A 14582-nucleotide genomic window follows, 5' to 3' on the forward strand; every position below is an offset into this window, starting at 1 on the left:
CGGTACCTCCTCCACGTAATATTACAATGTTCTGAAACGGCGGCTGATTGAGTTTGTTCCGCGTCAAGGCTCTGATGCGATCGCTCTATGTCTCCTAGTGGCCCATATTCATTCTTCAGTGCTTAGTCTTCGGCCTTCCCGGCGCACTATTTGTCAGGCGAAGTGAGAAACTGCCTCCCTAACGAAATGAAGAACTGCCCCCTCGTTTCAGAACGAGGAGAGATGGATGATGAGCATGATTTCAGCGCATCCTGCATTGTCGCGGACAATGCAGGGCGAAGATATGCTTCAGGCTGATGAGGTGGTGGCAATGTTGCGGCTTCACGAGCTTGGTTGGGGTGCCAAGCGCTTATCAAAAGAGTTTGGCTGTGCTCGCAACACTGTCCGGCGATATTTGCGGGAGGGCGGAGCAGCCTCATTCAAGAAGCCGGTTCGCCGCACTGCCTTCGATGGCTTGGTTGATTGGCTGCGCGAACGCTTCTTCCGGCACGACGGCAATGCCGATGTGATCCGGCAGGAGCTGGCCAGCGAGCATGGAATTATCATCGGTTTGCGCTCGGTTGAGCTTCGGGTCCGGGAATGGCGGCGCGAACTCAAAGCGCAGAAGCGGGCAACAGTCCGGTTTGAGACGCCACCAGGCCGTCAATTGCAGATCGACTTTGGGCAGACTCGTGTCTGGATTGGCGATGAGCGAATCCGGGTAAACGTCTTTGTCGCCACGCTGAGCTATTCCCGACGCATCCATATACGTGCCTCACTGCGAGAAGGACAGACCGACTGGTTCGAGGGCATGGAAGGCGCGTTTCTTCGGTTCGGCGGCGTTCCTGGTGAGGTTCTGCTGGATAATGCGAATGCGCTTGTCGAGCATCACGACGCGGTTAGCCGGGAGGTGCGCTTCAACGCACGGCTATGGGCATTTGCACGTTACTGGGGCTTCATGCCACGCGCGTGCGCTCCATACCGGGCCCAGACAAAGGGAAAGGATGAGCGCGGGGTCGGCTACGTCAAGAAGAACGCCATCGCAGGTCGCCGGTTTAAGAGCTGGGCCTCCTTCGAGGCACATCTGGATCGTTGGATACGTGAGGTCGCCGATCAGCGCGACCACGGCACGACTGGCGAACCTCCAATTGAGCGCTTCGCTGGCGAGGTCGATGCCCTTCGGCCTCTGTCAGGCCGTGCACCGTTTGGTCAGCTGCGCGATCTCGTGCGCAAGGTGCAGGCAGACTGCGCCATCGATCTCGACACCAACAGTTACTCCGTACCCTGGCGTCTCATAGGTGAAAGCGTCCAGGTCGTTGTACTTGCGGGTCGTGTCATCGTCCGCCACGCCGGCCATGTCGTAGCTGATCATGCTCTGTGCCAGGGACGGCGACAACGGATCGTGGACCGGACCCACTTCGTCGGCGTTGCGGGTATCGAAGGGCTGGTTCGTTCCGCTCCAATCGAGACGACGCCAGCAGCCCTGCTGCGCCCGCTTGCGGAATACGAGGCTGTGGTTGGAGGTGGCTGGTGATGACAACCGTAGACAATGATCTACTCATCGCAACGCTCGATCGCCTGAAGCTGACAGCAATCCGCGATCAACTCGACAGCCTGCTAGACGAGGCCGCTCGCTCGAAAATGACGCTGCGCGAGGCATTGGCGTTCCTGGTATCGCGTGAGATTGCACGGCGCGACGAGCGGCGCTTCTCCATGTCGAGCAAACTGGCGCAGTTCCCGTTCGTGCGTGGACTCGACGGCTTCGACTTCGAGGCACAGCCATCGGTGGATCGTGGACAGATCAGAGAGTTGGCGACCTGCCGCTGGATCGCTCACGGCGATACAGTCTTATTCCTGGGGCCACCCGGAACCGGAAAACTCATCTTGCCGTCAGTCTCGGCCGCGAAGCGATCCGTCAAAATTACAATGTCCAGTTTGTGACCGCAGCCACACTCGTCGCCATGCTGGCAAAGGCCCACAGCGACGGAACCCTAGACAAGCAATTGACGACCCTGTCACGACCGAAACTGCTTATCATCGATGAGCTCGGATATCTGCCCTTCGAAGCGAACGCGGCTCACTTGTTCTTCCAACTGGTCTCTCGCCGCTACGAGAAAGGATCAATCCTGATTACCTCAAATCGATCAGTCGGTGAGTGGGGGAGCGTCTTCGGAGACCCTGTTGTCGCCACCGCGATATTAGACCGCCTTTTGCACCACTCGACAGTGATCACCATTCGAGGTGATAGCTACAGGCTTCGCGAAAAGCGCCGTTCCGGCCTTCTGCAGAAGACCGGAACGGCGCTCGAGACAAACGAAACAGCAAATCAATGAAGGGGGTCAGTTCTTCGTTTCGCCTACGGGGTCAAATCTTCACTTCGCTTGACACTATTCATTCGCCCACCTGGCGATTATGCGACGAAAGCGTATGAGGCAAGATTCAGCAGCGCTACCGCATCGAACCGCGAAGAGCGATCAATGTAGGCGGCTGGTATAGCCGCTATTCCCGATTTCATGGCGCGGAATCAAATCAAGCCTCGTGAAAGCGAGGCTTTTTGTCCGGATAATTGCTGGTTTGGCAGGACGGTCCCTAATAGCCAGCTCCTGAAGGAAATTACCTCAACGCGGGGAGGGACAGAGGGGAGCAATGCGCCCTGCGGGTATGAGGAATGTTTGTGCGATCGGCACTGATTGTAATCGGTCTACCAGCGGGGACGACAATCGTTCTTCACATTCTGTCAAAAGGCGTCTTCATCGTCTTTCGGGATGACGTGCCACGCTTTCTGGACCTTACAAGGATCAAAAGACTGCTGTAGCCGTCGGCGAGATATACTGCCAGAAGCTTGGATGATTGCCGGGTCTAACCTAACGATCGGAGTTAACGCGCGTCGGCAACATCAACCTCAGCGATAACGGGTCCAGAGGGCACCGATGATGTTGATGTAGCGGCGCATTCTGATACCGGAAAATAGGCTGGGTTCATCATTGATCAACGCCGCATCAAACCAAGTAGTGGTCACCGATCCCTGGGGTCACCGAATGTCCTTTGCCGTGGCCGTGTGTATCGGGCCTCCCGTGGAAGATCGTCGCGCAGATCAACAAACGGCAAGCGTTCTTCGTAAAAGCCGTGGGCGACCGGTTCGAAACGAACGGGATCATCCATGAAGCCGATGCACAGGTAGGTTTCGCCCGGAAGACCGGCATCCTGATAGGCGATTGACGTTCCGCAATCCGCGCAGAAAGACCGCAGAACGCCGCGTGTCTTCGAAAACACCTTCGGCCGGCCCGCGACATAGGTAATTTGATCCGCCTTGTATCCGATCCAGATGGTCATCGGACTGCCTAGCGCCTTGCGGCAGTCGCGGTCATGATCCCAATTGATCCAGAAAGGCTTGCCGGTCACCTCAGCCCTGATTGCGCCGCAGAAGCAGGAGCCATATTCAATCCTGGACATCACAATCTCCGATGAAATTAAACTGAAGCGGGCGGGCGGCCTTCTTTGCACCGTTCGTGTTACCTGAGACTCTCCGAGCTGGGTAAGGACCGTTAGGGCTGCCCATCGCCTCCTGCAGCTCCGTAAATCTGTCCGGTCGCATAGCTTGCGTCGGACGCTGCAAGCTGCACATAAATCGAGGCCAATTCCGAAGGTTGTCCGGGACGACCGAGTGGCGTGTCGCCGCCGAGCTTCGTGAGTTTCTCCATCGTAGCTCCGCCAGACACCTGCAGCGGGGTCCAGATTGGACCAGGAGCCACGCCGTTCATCCGAATTCCCTTCGGCCCGAGTTGACGGGCCATCGACTTGGTAAAATTCATGACGGCCGCCTTTGTCATCGCGTAGTCGACAAGTCTTCGGATGGATCGTGGGCACAGGAGTGAAATGGATGATCACGGAGCCAGGCTTAAGATGCTTCAAAGCGGCTTTGGTCAGAAGGAAAGCCGCGTAAACGTTGGTTTTCATCGTCGCGTCGAAATCTTCGTAAGAGATATCTTCCAACGTCGGCTTGGTCTGTTGGCGAGCCGCATTGTTGACGAGAACATCGAGACCACCCAACGCGGCCACAGCATCTTCAACAAGCTTCTGGCAAAACTTTTCGTCGCGGAGGTCGCCTGGAAGAGCGACAGCTGCGTTCGGCTTTCTCAATAAGAACAACAACTTGCCGAGCATCCTCTTCTTCTGCAAGAAGGTAGTTAATAGCGACATCAGCACCTTCCAGCGCGTACGCGATAGCTGCCGCCCGACCCATACCGAACTCCCTCCGGTAATGAGTGCTTTTCGCGCATCAAGACGGCCTGATCCCTTGTAGCTCTCCTCTCCGTGGTCCGGGACGGGATCCCTTTTGGACGCGAGGCCGGGCCATGGCTGTTGTTGCTGTTTGAAATCTGACCTTGGTAGACGCGGCGATTAGTGAAGCTGGAAACGCCCCCACGGTAGCCGCGAGCGTGGTGCCGGCCACGAGGGTCCAACCTTGCGAATCCCCCATGGTTCCCCCGAGCGATCAGAATTTTCAAACTTACGAAAAATTGCGATCAGGCCCTCCACAGTGTTCAGACCACCGGCCCGGCGTCACCGTAGATGTTTCAGGCGGACGTGACCTCGAACAGATTAGATTTTCCCAACAACCCCAGTGCCCTACCAACCGTTTCGCTCCGACGCGACAAAACCGCTATCGCCTATCTGGGCTCATGCACGAGGTTGAGATATGTGTCGTCGAATTCAGCGATTTTCGTAAGTTTGATCCAGTCCAGAATAGAGACCTTTTGACCATCCCATCGAAATACCCCATCTCGCCGAAGGCTTTGCAACGTCTTGTTAAGATGCACTATTGAGATACCTAGGACGTCAGCTGTGACCGCCTGCGACAATGCCAAATGGAAGCTGCCGTTGTCTGTTTTTCCGACGATCTTCAGTCGAATATACACTTCACAAATCAGGTGGGCGAGGTGGGCCTTGGTGCTGCGTCGGCCCATGGAGGCGATCCACTCACGGTGGATGGCGCCGTCGATCACTGTCAGCAGCCAAAGCAGGCGCGTGAGGTGAGGCATCGTTTCCGTCGTACGCTGCAAATCCGAATGCGTGGCAATCGCAATGCGGCATCGCGACAAGGCTAACACGCCCTGATCCATGGTTTTCAGAAGGAAAGCATGAAGATCCATAAAGTCCCCGGGCACATGCAAAGCCGTGATTTGTCGTTTGCCATCGTTCATCACGCGATAACGCGCGGCGATACCGTCAAGCAGCAGCACCGAGGTCATCGGCCGCGACCCTTCCGGAACGATATCTTGACCGGGCGCCACTAGTCGCTCGCTCGTCACAATCGTTGCAAGATGCGCAATCTCCTGCGCATTGAGTTCGTCGCGAGCATTTAGATTGTCTATCAGAACGTCAATCATACGGCGCCTGACTACAGTTTCTTGCTTTGCAGCGCCGGACAGGGGAACAATCGTCCGCGCCCTTCATTTGTGACGAAGGGAGATATGCAATGACGCGGTATTTTTTCGATATTGATAACGGCGATGGCTTCATACCGGACCAGATGGGCAAAAACCTGGACCGAAATGTCGAAATCACGGACGAGATCGCGCAGATTGTGACGGATATCTCCAACGACGAAATCAACGGGAGAGATGATTTCCGCGTGAAGGTTTCAGTCCGAGATGAGGCCGGAAACCCCATTGCTGTCTCAACTATGACTTTCGCCACGGAATGGCTCAAGAAGGAAAGTTGATGATGGAACGCCGAAAGACCTCTGGCCGTTTGCCCATGGCAAGTGCCGTTTGTTAGCGCCAGGCGATGTCTTGCGCTTCCGCTCGTGATCACACAAGAGCACGTTTCAGTCATATGCACCTCCCCGCCTTCACCACCACAAAAATCCGTCTAACCAAGCATTTCGCAGATTGTTCCCAAGGCAACGGAAGTGGATCAGACCTCTAGCGGGAATCGACACGCGAGATGTCGCATCTACTTTCGCGTTCAAAGGGAACCTATCGACGGTTGGCTGGTTCGTGTCTTCATCGGATGTTTTTGCCGTGCTCGTTTGTCACACGTTGAAGAGCGGACCGTGGCTCGACTTCGTCACCTTGAGGATAAATGCTATCTCGTTGTCGAGGATGAATTTCTTGTCGCGTTCGCCCTCTCCGACGCGCTTGTCGGTGAGGGCGCACGGATTGTCGGCCCGGTGGGACGTCTCGATGAGGCGCAAGAACTTCTTGAGAACGAGGGTTGGCGTATCAACGCGGCAATTCTTGATGTTAATCTCAGCGGAACGACTTGCTTTTCCCTGGCGGATTCGCTCAGCGATCACGGCATGCCAGTTGTGTTCGTAACAGGCTATGATTCCTGCATCCTGCCGGAAAGGTTCCACACTGCGCGGTGCGTCCTGAAGCCCTATGACACAGAAAAGCTGGTTACCTTGCTGCCCAAACTGTAACAGACATCATCAATTCACGAGAGGCGTGACGGCGAATGCACTCAACGGACCCTTTACGACTATTTGCCGGCAAACGAATTCTTGTCGTGGAAGATGAATATTTTCTCGCAGATGACACCCGCCGAACGTTAGTGAATTTGCAAGCGCTTGTCGTTGGACCCGTCGCAACGGTAGCGGATGCTCTGGCTCTCATCGGAGGACAGGAGATTGACGCGGCCATTTTGGATATTCATCTCGGCGATGAACTCGTGTTTCCGGTCGCTGATAAACTTGAGGAAAGGAACATCCCGTTCGTGTTTGCTACGGGCTTCGATCCATCAATCGTACCGCAAAGATTCGCGGGCTTCGTGCTTTGCCAGAAACCGACCGAGCTACAAAAAATTGCCCGCGCCTTGTTCGACCCCCCGGGCAATGAGGCGATGAATTAACCGGCGGCAGATCAATCCAGCGCTTTACAGAGCATGTTACGGGCACGGCTGACGCGGCTTTTGATTGTCCCTATTGGACAGCCGCATTTATTGGCCGCCACCTCATAGCTGACTTCCTGAATAAAAATCAGCTCGATGACCGTCCGAAACTTTTCCGGGAGCTTGTAAATAGCTTCCTCAAGCTCCTGGGCTCTAACGAAGTCCTCCTGGGAAGGCTTGATCGAAATGCGATTTTCGCAGTCTGGGGTCAGGCCCACCTGTTCCCGTTTCGTCAAGCCGTACCTTGTGCAGAAGGTGTTGCGCATGATCGTGAACAGCCACGATTTCATCCGCGTTCCGGCTTCGAACTTGTCTAGATTGTTGAGGGCCTTCGCCAAAGTTTCCTGAACGAGATCATCAACATCATTGGGCGAATTATGAAAGCGTCGGGCAAAGTTTCGTAGCGCCGGAATATGCGACACCAATTCCGCCTCTATGCGATGTTCAGGGCTACTTGTCATAGTCGCCTCCAGATCATCAAACGGCCTTCTGCGCAGAACGTTCCGCCATGGACGCAAAAGAGTGGGCGGCGTGCCATCTTTCTTCGTTGTCAACTTATTGGTACTCGGATCACTCTTAATCTGTCAGATCGTGCACGCGGATATTGTGCATTGGTAGCGTTCCGAGTTTCTCTGCGCGAATGTCTTCAAGGCGAGGTCGGCTGCCTGAAGTTCGAAGTCATTCGAAACCGCGGCCTCTTGCGCGAATTCCTGAGGAGATGGGCTTTTCTGCGCCAAGACAGGGGGGCGGGCATAACAAAGAGTATCGCCGCCAAAATTGTGTTGTTGGCCATAAATTGCAGGTAGTAGCGAAACGCGGCCTTGATCGAAAGTTCCCGACGAATGCGCGCGTTCCGGCGTTTTCACACGATAGCTGCGGAAGTGGATCACCATTCCAGACTACCAATCAACTAGCCTCGCATTCCTCGATCAAACCCTATTCGCCTTCGATCCAGGGACGATTTCCATTGGATGTCTACGGAAACTCAGATCGAGGGAACATCAATGCCTTTGTGCAGTTCGTGCTGAAGATTGGCGGTGATTAATGGACATTTCAAACAGCGACCAGCCATCGTCTACTGCATCCTGTCAGCAAATCGGTGCTTTTTGCATCCGTTCGCAGGACGATGGCCCAGAAATTTTGATGATTACCACGCGCGAAACGAAGCGGTGGATGATCCCGAAGGGCTGGCCCATTGATGGACTTGCTCCTCACGAGGTCGCAGCGCGCGAAGCCTGGGAGGAGGCCGGCGTCCTCGGCAAGGTTAAGCGTAAGCTCTTCGGCAAGTTCCGCTATGCGAAAATCTTGTCCGATGGGAGCCAGGTCGAACCTTTAGTCGCAGTATACATCCTGAAAGTTCGACGTCGTAAAAAGAAATTTCCGGAAATGACCGAACGAGACCTCGCTTGGATGAAGCCGCATGACGCTGCTCGAAAAGTTCGAGAACCGGAGTTGCGGAAGCTTCTTATGATGGTGTCCCGCCGATTTGGCGCGAGCCAGGAACGGATCCCGGCTTAATCGGTTCATGGACACTGGAACGAAAAGGCGCAACTTCCCGCGTTGCACATAGTCGCGTGATGTTTCTGCAGCACGCCTTGGTGCTCAACGGCCATTTTTGTTTCGGTGACGTCTTCAGCGATGCCGCCAACGCGCTCCATATTGCCTTTCCGGTCATAGAGTGGAAAGTCTGTGTTCCTGATCCAGCGGAACGAGCCATCGTCTCGCCGGATGCGCAACTCGTGGATGGCAGGTTCACCGTCGCGAGCCTGCTTGATGTGATCCATAGCGGCGTCCCGATCTTCGGGTACGATCTTTGCGGCCCAGCGTTCAATCTCCGATGAGAGCCTCGGGTGCAGTTCCGTAGATCGTAGCAATGGCAGCGCTGACGAACTCCATTCTCAGCGTTTCGGCATCCCTGATCCAGAGGCCGGACGCAGATGCATTGGCAAACTGTTGGAAGCGTTCCTCGCTGCGGCGGAGGGCGGCTTCTGCGTTGGCACGTTCTACCGCAGCCCAGGTGCGCTCCGCCACATCTTCAACAAGGGAGATTTCCTGTTTTGTCCACTCACGCGGTTGCCGATCATGCAGCGTCAGGGTGATTGCTATCCGACCCTCTCTCAACAGAGGAACAGAGATTGCTGACGGAGAAGCTGCGTTACGCAACACATCGCGCTGCTCGTCCGTAATCCGATCGTCAGCTTCGATATCGGTGAGTATGACATTTCTTCCACTGCGGAGGAGATCTACGAGTTTCACGCCGTAGGCATTCATCAAGAAGCGCCGGACAAGCAACGGCCCCGACCCAAGGGATTCGCCTCGAACTTCGGCTATTTCCGCTCCCGGCGTATTGTCTATCATCACCGTATATTGAGCGCGACTGCCGTTAAGCTCCTTAACAAGCAATCTGCAGGCCTCATCGGCCACGAGGTCGGGATCGGTTATGGCGCGAAGAGCGTCGCTGAGCTTCAGCAGGAAGGCCTGACGATCATCGCTCTCACGCAGCGCCACCTCAGCGCGCTTGCGCTCAGTAATGTTGGTGAAAAGCACGGCGACCCGGTTTCTTTCGCGATCCAGCGTGAAGATATTAAGGTCGAAGACCCGATCAAGCGTCGGCTCCGCCTCCTCGATGCGAATCGCCTCGCCGGTGTCCAGCGCTCGCCCGTAGAGCTGCGTCCAGCGCGGATTAGGTGCGCCCAACAACTCAGTCGCGGTCTGGCCGACGGGATAGGGCATGCTGGTATGGGCGATGAAGGCAGGGTTGACCTCGACAAAGCGGAAATCCACCCAGGCCCCGGCCTCGTCCTTCAGCACATCGACGACGGCATAGGCCTCGTCCATCGACTCGAACAGCGCGTGATAGCGCGCCTCGCTTTCGCCGAGCGCTTCTTGCGCCCGCTTCGCCATATCAATGTCGCCGATCACGGAAACGACGCCGGTTACATTGCCGCCGTGGTCGCGGATAGGGGCAGTGGCGACCTTAGTCCAGATCTCACGCCCCCTCTCGTCGGTGAACAGCATGTCCTGGCCGGGAGTTACGATTTCACCCCGTAGCGCCCGAGCGCTTGGCCAATCCTCAGGCGCCAGTGCCGTGCCGAGCGGGTCCCAAGCACGCCAGCGGAATGTATTTTCCGCGTCGCGCGATGCAGTGACGCTGTTCGGCAGGAAACGGCGATACTCGGCGTTGGAAAGGATGACGCGCCCGTACATGTCGACCACGGCGACCCCCGCAGGGACGCTTTGGAACGCGGCGGCGAGGCGAGCTTCGCTTTCCCGCAAGGCCTCGGTCGATCTCTTCTGCTCGGTCACATCCGTATGCGCCCCAACAAGCCGCACCGCCTTGCCGTCAGCATCGCGCTCGATGTCAGCGCGTGCATGGATCCAACGCACCGAGCCGTCCGACGGGCGGACGATGCGATATTCGCTGTCGTAACTGAGGGTGTCGCTCTCTGGTGCATCGAATAGGGCGCGTTCGGCTCCGTCGCGATCATCGGGACAGACCCTGGCCAGCCAGTCGGAATGGCTCTCCTCGCGGCCGTCCTGGGGCAGACCATGAAGACGTAGATACTCGGGCGAGCGGGCGCTACGCAGCCCGTGCGCGATATCAATGTCGAGCCCACCGACCTCTCCGATCCGCTGCACCCGTGCAAGATCGGCCTCACGCTCGCGCAGGGCTTTTTCGGCCTTCTTTCTGACGGAGATCTCGTCGGACAGGATGCTGAACCGATCGCCAGCCTGTGGATATATTTTTGCTTCGTACCACCTGCCGGTCGTGGCCACCTCGTTCTCGACTTGCCCTGGAAGGCCGCTGCGCGCGATGCGGTCGTATTCCTGTATCCACCAAACGTCGAGATCGGGGATCATCTCGAGTAAAGTCCGGCCACGCGCCTCGGCCACGGAGATGCCGGTCAGGCGCTCATATTGCGGGTTCAATTCGAGATAACGGATATCGAGGGGGCGGCCATCCGGGCCACGGATGATCTTGAGTTCCGCATAACCTTGGCCCATCGTCTCAAACAGCGAGCGATATTTCGCCTCACTTTCGCGCAACTCCGCCTCGGCGCGCTTGTGAGCGTCGATGTCAATGTTCATCCCGGCCCATTTCTCGATACCTCCCGCTTTATCGATCACGGGAGCGGCGCGGACATTGGTCCAACGCCACCCCCCGTCCGGGGCACGGAGGCGAAATTCGGCGTTGACCAAGCTGCGTGCCGCCATCGCCTCTCGCCACTGCCGCTCGGCATAGGCACGGTCGTCTGGGTGGATTGCGTCCAGCCACCCGTATCCAAGCCAACCATCCTCTGTCTGACCGGTGTAGGCTCCCCAGCTGGGGCTGTCGGCCGTGACAACACCTGCGGCGTCAGTCTCCCAAACGGCTTGAGCCCAGGTGCCAAGGAGGAGACGATGCCGCGTATCGCTTTCTCGCGCAGCCGCCTCAAGTCTGGATTTCTCGGCCAATTGCGCCTCGGCCCGAGCCAGGCGCTCCTCCAGCAACCTTATGGTTTCGGAAGCCTCCATGAAGTATGTCTCCCATTCCAGCAGTATGATGATGCCCGAGACAGTGGAATCTTAACCCATCTTCCATGTTTGGCTATGATGCCTCCTGCTTTGAGCCGATAAGGGACCTGGCAGACTACGGCGGTTGGATCGCTTCTGTCCATTTGTTTGGGAACTGGACGGCTCGTAGACGACATGGGGCTGTCCTATGGTAAGGGCCGTACAGCTGATCTTCCACCCCGACGCGCGGACAACGCTGAACCAATGGCGGATCCCGGCGTTGAGGGCCCATGACGACTGATCCTGACAGGCCGCGCGGGAAAACGAATGGAAAGATTCGTTCCGAATCTTTCGCTTGATGGAGCGAGTGGAAATAGTTGTTTCTCGTGAATTGCCATCCCTATCGGAACAAAGCGCGGATGGGCTGGTTAGGGCACCACGTTCAACCGAGGTACTCTTTCCGTGACCCCAAAAATCCTGAAATTTCTGGCACTTGCATCTGCGTTCATTCTCCCGCTCTGCTTCGGCGGTGTCGGCCATGCGGCAGATGTCGCGAAGCCGACCGCCGAAATGCAGGCGGTTCTCGACAAGCTTGCGGCTCTTGAGGCAAAGCCATTTTCGACGTTGACCGTACCCGAGGCACGTACCCAGGCAAGCCCTGCCGATGCGGCTCACGCCGTCCAGTGGGAAAAGCGAATCTCATCCGAACCCGAAGCACAGGTGACCACGAAGGATATCGCCATCCCGTCGAAGGCCGGCACCCTTGCGGCCCGTGTCTATATCCCCAGCGGCAAGGGGCCGTTCCCGGTCGTCGTCTATTATCACGGTGGCGGGTGGGTTGTGGCCGATATCAATGTTTACGACGGCGCACCGCGCGCGCTGTCGCTCGGCGCCAATGCCATTGTTGTTTCGGTCGAATACAGGCATGCGTCCGAACACAAGTTTCCGGCAGCGCATGACGACGCTTGGGAAGCTGGCTGAGCAGAAGGTGAAGGACGTCGATGTCAAGGAATTCGCAGCCGCGATGATCAAGGATCATACTATGGCGGCCGAAGAGCTGAACAGGGCCGCCAAGCTGGACGATGCGCCGGCGAAGCTGTCATCCAAGCACGCCGCCATGCTCGAACTCCTGAAGGGCGCGTCCGACAAAGACTTCAAGCCGCTCTACATCGAAATGCAGACGGTGGGCGCATATGGAGGCAGTTTCGCTGTTTGCCACCTGTGCCAAGGGCGGCGACGACGAGGCGGTCAAGGCCTTTGCAGTCAAGACACTGCCCAAATTGGAAATGCACAAGATGCATGTGATGCACCTAGTGGCAGCTCACTGATCCGATCGCCCGTGATGAAGTCCGATCTCTTCGATCGGGCTCTCCTTTCTATCCCAATGGTCCGGGAGGTCCCATGAATATCCGTTTGTCCGCACTTTTGTTGTCCGCTTCCGCCTTGACGTTGTCGTTGCCTCCGATGTCTGCTGCACAGGTTAAGGGAGCAGTGGGCCGCGCCTCTGATGTCGTCATCCAGGGCTCGATCCTGGAGCCGGAAAAGCTTCAGGTGAAGGACGACGCCAAGCTCACGGCGCTGATCAAGGCACCTGAAGGCTTTAAAGTGGAGGTCTTCGCTCGCGACCTGATCAATCCGCGCATGCTGGCGGTCTCCGACAAGGGCATCGTCTATGCCACGCGCCGGTCCGTTGGTGACGTCATTATGCTCAAGGATGCCGACGGCGACGGCAAGGCGGATGGGGCCGTTACGGTCGCGAGCCGCCCCGGCATGCATGGCATTGCCTTCGACGGGAACACGGTTTTCCTGGTGACGATTCATGATGTTTACACCGCCGACTTCAAGGAAGACGGAACGTTCGGCCCGCTAAAACGCATCATCAACGACCTGCCGGATGCCGGACAGCATGCCAACCGCACGCTCGGCATTGGCCCTGACGGCATGCTTTATATCGGCTCGGGCAGCACCTGCAATGAATGCCAGGACGACAATCCTGAAAACGCCACGGTACTGCGGGCGAAGAAAGACGGAACATCGCGCTCGATCTTCGCCAGCGGCCTGCGCAACACGATCGGCTTCGACTGGGAACCGACAACGGGCGCGCTCTACGGTATGGATCACGGCATCGACTGGCTCGGCGACGAGGTCCAGGTCGAGGAACTGAACCGCATCGAGCAGGGCAAGAAATATGGCTGGCCGTATGTCTTTGGCATGGGAGGGCTGAACCCGCGCATGGATCCGCCCGAAGGTGTCACACTCGAAGACTGGGCGAAGCAATCCACCGAACCGGTCCTCGGTTACACCGCCCACAGCGCACCGATGCAGATGGCGTTCTATAACGGAAACGCTTTTCCAGCAGATTATTGGGGCGACGCCTTCATAGCTATGCGCGGCTCTTGGAACCGCCGTCCCCCGAGCGGCTACGAGATCGTCCGGGTCAATTTTGAAGATGGCAAACCTGTTGCCTTCGAGCCTTTTCTCCAAGGCTTCCTGCTTCAGCAGGAAAACGGCAAATACGGTTATCTCGGACGCCTGACGGGAGTGGCCGTCGGCAAGAACGGCTCGCTGTTCGTCGCAGATGACAGCAACGGCACGATCTACAAAGTCTCCTATAACGGCGAGGCGACGGCAAAGGCTGCAGCCGGGGGTACCATTCCCAATGTCGTCACTGACATGCCGGCGTCGAAGATCGCTATCGACCTGATCGATGCCAAGGGCAGCGAACCCATCACTGTGAAGTCCGCCTTCGAAAAGGACGACCCCATCCCACTGCAATATGCCGCCGAGGGCGACAATGCTTCGCCCGCGCTTGACTGGAGTGAAGCGCCAGAGGGCACAAAGTCCTTCGTAGTCATCTGCGACGATCCCGATGCCGCCGAGCCAAAACCCTTCACACACTGGATCGCCTATGACATCCCGGCGGCCACTACGAAGCTGCGGGAAGGCATTCCCGGATCGCCCATCCTTCAGGAGCCGAAGGGCATGAAGCAGGGCGCCAATAGCATGGGGTCGACTGGTTACACAGGGCCAAAACCGCCGGCCGGCGATCCAGCCCATCACTATCATTTCCAGGTCTTCGCGCTCGATATCGAAACGCTTGGGCTGGAGCCAGGCGCGAAACGGGATGCGGTGCTAAAGGCGATGGAAGGACACGTGCTCACCGAAGGTCAGATTGTCGGCACACTCGAACGCAACATGGCATCGAAATAAGGAGA

At 57.1% G+C, this 14582-nt stretch carries 15 protein-coding genes and 2 pseudogenes; 9 read left to right on the forward strand and 8 right to left on the reverse strand.

The window, feature by feature from the left end:
- The first annotated feature begins 226 nt into the window (after window positions 1-226).
- Together istA and istB are read left to right on the forward strand one after the other, a co-directional pair.
- Window positions 227-1513: an IS21 family transposase gene (gene istA, locus ACSQ3J_RS27650; protein ID WP_060504190.1), complete on the forward strand. Its 1287-nt coding sequence runs from the start codon at window positions 227-229 to the stop codon at window positions 1511-1513.
- A pseudogene (gene istB, locus ACSQ3J_RS27655) lies at window positions 1513-2312 on the forward strand (IS21-like element helper ATPase IstB). Before istA ends, istB begins: the two are co-directional and overlap by 1 nt.
- 682 nt (window positions 2313-2994) lie before the next feature.
- Here istB and ACSQ3J_RS27660 read toward each other — a convergent pair.
- From ACSQ3J_RS27660 to ACSQ3J_RS27675, 4 genes and pseudogenes are all read right to left on the reverse strand, one after another.
- On the reverse strand, window positions 2995-3432 hold the full coding sequence (locus tag ACSQ3J_RS27660; RefSeq protein WP_060504191.1) for a GFA family protein: 438 nt from the start codon (window positions 3430-3432) through the stop codon (window positions 2995-2997).
- A gap of 92 nt (window positions 3433-3524) precedes the next feature.
- Complete coding sequence (locus ACSQ3J_RS27665; RefSeq protein ID WP_436040754.1) at window positions 3525-3809, reverse strand: SDR family oxidoreductase; 285 nt, start codon at window positions 3807-3809, stop codon at window positions 3525-3527.
- A gap of 100 nt (window positions 3810-3909) precedes the next feature.
- Window positions 3910-4242: pseudogene (locus ACSQ3J_RS27670) on the reverse strand (SDR family NAD(P)-dependent oxidoreductase); the annotation flags it as partial.
- 407 nt (window positions 4243-4649) lie between these two features.
- Entirely contained in the window at window positions 4650-5369 is a 720-nt protein-coding gene (locus ACSQ3J_RS27675) for a Crp/Fnr family transcriptional regulator (protein ID WP_060504192.1), read from the reverse strand.
- A gap of 89 nt (window positions 5370-5458) precedes the next feature.
- Here ACSQ3J_RS27675 and ACSQ3J_RS27680 point away from each other — a divergent pair, with 89 nt between their 5' ends.
- The 3 genes from ACSQ3J_RS27680 to ACSQ3J_RS27690 all read left to right on the forward strand — a co-directional run bounded on the left by ACSQ3J_RS27680 (window position 5459) and on the right by ACSQ3J_RS27690 (window position 6834).
- Entirely contained in the window at window positions 5459-5704 is a 246-nt protein-coding gene (locus ACSQ3J_RS27680) for a DUF6894 family protein (protein ID WP_060504193.1), read from the forward strand.
- 333 nt (window positions 5705-6037) lie between these two features.
- Entirely contained in the window at window positions 6038-6406 is a 369-nt protein-coding gene (locus tag ACSQ3J_RS27685; protein ID WP_156397540.1) for a response regulator, read from the forward strand.
- 35 nt (window positions 6407-6441) lie between these two features.
- Entirely contained in the window at window positions 6442-6834 is a 393-nt protein-coding gene (locus ACSQ3J_RS27690) for a response regulator (RefSeq protein WP_436040756.1), read from the forward strand.
- Between the two features lie 11 nt (window positions 6835-6845).
- Here the strand turns inward: ACSQ3J_RS27690 and ACSQ3J_RS27695 are convergent, their stop codons facing one another.
- Together ACSQ3J_RS27695 and ACSQ3J_RS27700 are read right to left on the reverse strand one after the other, a co-directional pair.
- Window positions 6846-7334, reverse strand: coding sequence for a sigma-70 family RNA polymerase sigma factor (locus tag ACSQ3J_RS27695; protein ID WP_436040757.1), 489 nt, complete (start codon window positions 7332-7334; stop codon window positions 6846-6848).
- A 123-nt stretch (window positions 7335-7457) separates the two neighbouring features.
- Window positions 7458-7766 (reverse strand): hypothetical protein, encoded by a 309-nt coding sequence (locus tag ACSQ3J_RS27700; protein ID WP_156397535.1) that lies wholly within the window; start codon window positions 7764-7766, stop codon window positions 7458-7460.
- 151 nt (window positions 7767-7917) lie between these two features.
- Between ACSQ3J_RS27700 and ACSQ3J_RS27705 the strand changes: the two genes are divergently transcribed.
- Window positions 7918-8391 carry an NUDIX hydrolase gene (locus ACSQ3J_RS27705; RefSeq protein ID WP_060504197.1) on the forward strand — a complete coding sequence of 158 codons (474 nt, stop codon included), beginning with the start codon at window positions 7918-7920 and terminating at the stop codon, window positions 8389-8391.
- A 5-nt stretch (window positions 8392-8396) separates the two neighbouring features.
- On the opposite strand, the gene ACSQ3J_RS27710 is transcribed toward ACSQ3J_RS27705, so the two are convergent.
- Entirely contained in the window at window positions 8397-8747 is a 351-nt protein-coding gene (locus ACSQ3J_RS27710) for a PAS domain-containing protein (RefSeq protein ID WP_280140013.1), read from the reverse strand.
- Window positions 8701-11388 (reverse strand): PAS domain S-box protein, encoded by a 2688-nt coding sequence (locus ACSQ3J_RS27715; protein WP_436040759.1) that lies wholly within the window; start codon window positions 11386-11388, stop codon window positions 8701-8703. The genes ACSQ3J_RS27710 and ACSQ3J_RS27715 overlap by 47 nt, the downstream gene beginning before the upstream one ends.
- A 441-nt stretch (window positions 11389-11829) precedes the next feature.
- Here ACSQ3J_RS27715 and ACSQ3J_RS27720 point away from each other — a divergent pair, with 441 nt between their 5' ends.
- Genes ACSQ3J_RS27720 through ACSQ3J_RS27730 form a run of 3 tightly spaced genes read left to right on the forward strand, consistent with a single transcriptional unit; the run spans window position 11830 to window position 14577 of the window.
- Window positions 11830-12348: an alpha/beta hydrolase fold domain-containing protein gene (locus tag ACSQ3J_RS27720; RefSeq protein ID WP_060504200.1), complete on the forward strand. Its 519-nt coding sequence runs from the start codon at window positions 11830-11832 to the stop codon at window positions 12346-12348.
- Window positions 12323-12772, forward strand: coding sequence for a DUF4142 domain-containing protein (locus tag ACSQ3J_RS27725; protein WP_436040761.1), 450 nt, complete (start codon window positions 12323-12325; stop codon window positions 12770-12772). Before ACSQ3J_RS27720 ends, ACSQ3J_RS27725 begins: the two co-directional genes overlap by 26 nt.
- Window positions 12769-14577: a YbhB/YbcL family Raf kinase inhibitor-like protein gene (locus ACSQ3J_RS27730; protein WP_436040762.1), complete on the forward strand. Its 1809-nt coding sequence runs from the start codon at window positions 12769-12771 to the stop codon at window positions 14575-14577. Before ACSQ3J_RS27725 ends, ACSQ3J_RS27730 begins: the two co-directional genes overlap by 4 nt.
- The last annotated feature ends 5 nt before the right edge of the window (window positions 14578-14582 follow it).

Origin of the sequence: Rhizobium sp. LjRoot98, assembly GCF_964252935.1 — a bacterium.
Classification (GTDB): domain Bacteria; phylum Pseudomonadota; class Alphaproteobacteria; order Rhizobiales; family Rhizobiaceae; genus Pararhizobium.

What these genes read in the sequence shown, in the direction of transcription:
- ACSQ3J_RS27680 (WP_060504193.1), top strand. Translation starts at nt 5,459, where the DNA reads ATGACGCGGTATTTTTTCGATATTGATAACGGCGATGGCTTCATACCG.
- ACSQ3J_RS27730 (WP_436040762.1), top strand. Translation starts at nt 12,769, where the DNA reads ATGAATATCCGTTTGTCCGCACTTTTGTTGTCCGCTTCCGCCTTGACG.
- ACSQ3J_RS27705 (WP_060504197.1), top strand. Translation starts at nt 7,918, where the DNA reads ATGGACATTTCAAACAGCGACCAGCCATCGTCTACTGCATCCTGTCAG.
- ACSQ3J_RS27690 (WP_436040756.1), top strand. Translation starts at nt 6,442, where the DNA reads ATGCACTCAACGGACCCTTTACGACTATTTGCCGGCAAACGAATTCTT.
- ACSQ3J_RS27675 (WP_060504192.1), bottom strand. Translation starts at nt 5,369, where the DNA reads ATGATTGACGTTCTGATAGACAATCTAAATGCTCGCGACGAACTCAAT.
- ACSQ3J_RS27665 (WP_436040754.1), bottom strand. Translation starts at nt 3,809, where the DNA reads ATGACAAAGGCGGCCGTCATGAATTTTACCAAGTCGATGGCCCGTCAA.
- ACSQ3J_RS27715 (WP_436040759.1), bottom strand. Translation starts at nt 11,388, where the DNA reads ATGGAGGCTTCCGAAACCATAAGGTTGCTGGAGGAGCGCCTGGCTCGG.
- istA (WP_060504190.1), top strand. Translation starts at nt 227, where the DNA reads ATGATGAGCATGATTTCAGCGCATCCTGCATTGTCGCGGACAATGCAG.
- ACSQ3J_RS27660 (WP_060504191.1), bottom strand. Translation starts at nt 3,432, where the DNA reads ATGTCCAGGATTGAATATGGCTCCTGCTTCTGCGGCGCAATCAGGGCT.
- ACSQ3J_RS27725 (WP_436040761.1), top strand. Translation starts at nt 12,323, where the DNA reads ATGACGACGCTTGGGAAGCTGGCTGAGCAGAAGGTGAAGGACGTCGAT.
- ACSQ3J_RS27700 (WP_156397535.1), bottom strand. Translation starts at nt 7,766, where the DNA reads ATGGTGATCCACTTCCGCAGCTATCGTGTGAAAACGCCGGAACGCGCG.
- ACSQ3J_RS27695 (WP_436040757.1), bottom strand. Translation starts at nt 7,334, where the DNA reads ATGACAAGTAGCCCTGAACATCGCATAGAGGCGGAATTGGTGTCGCAT.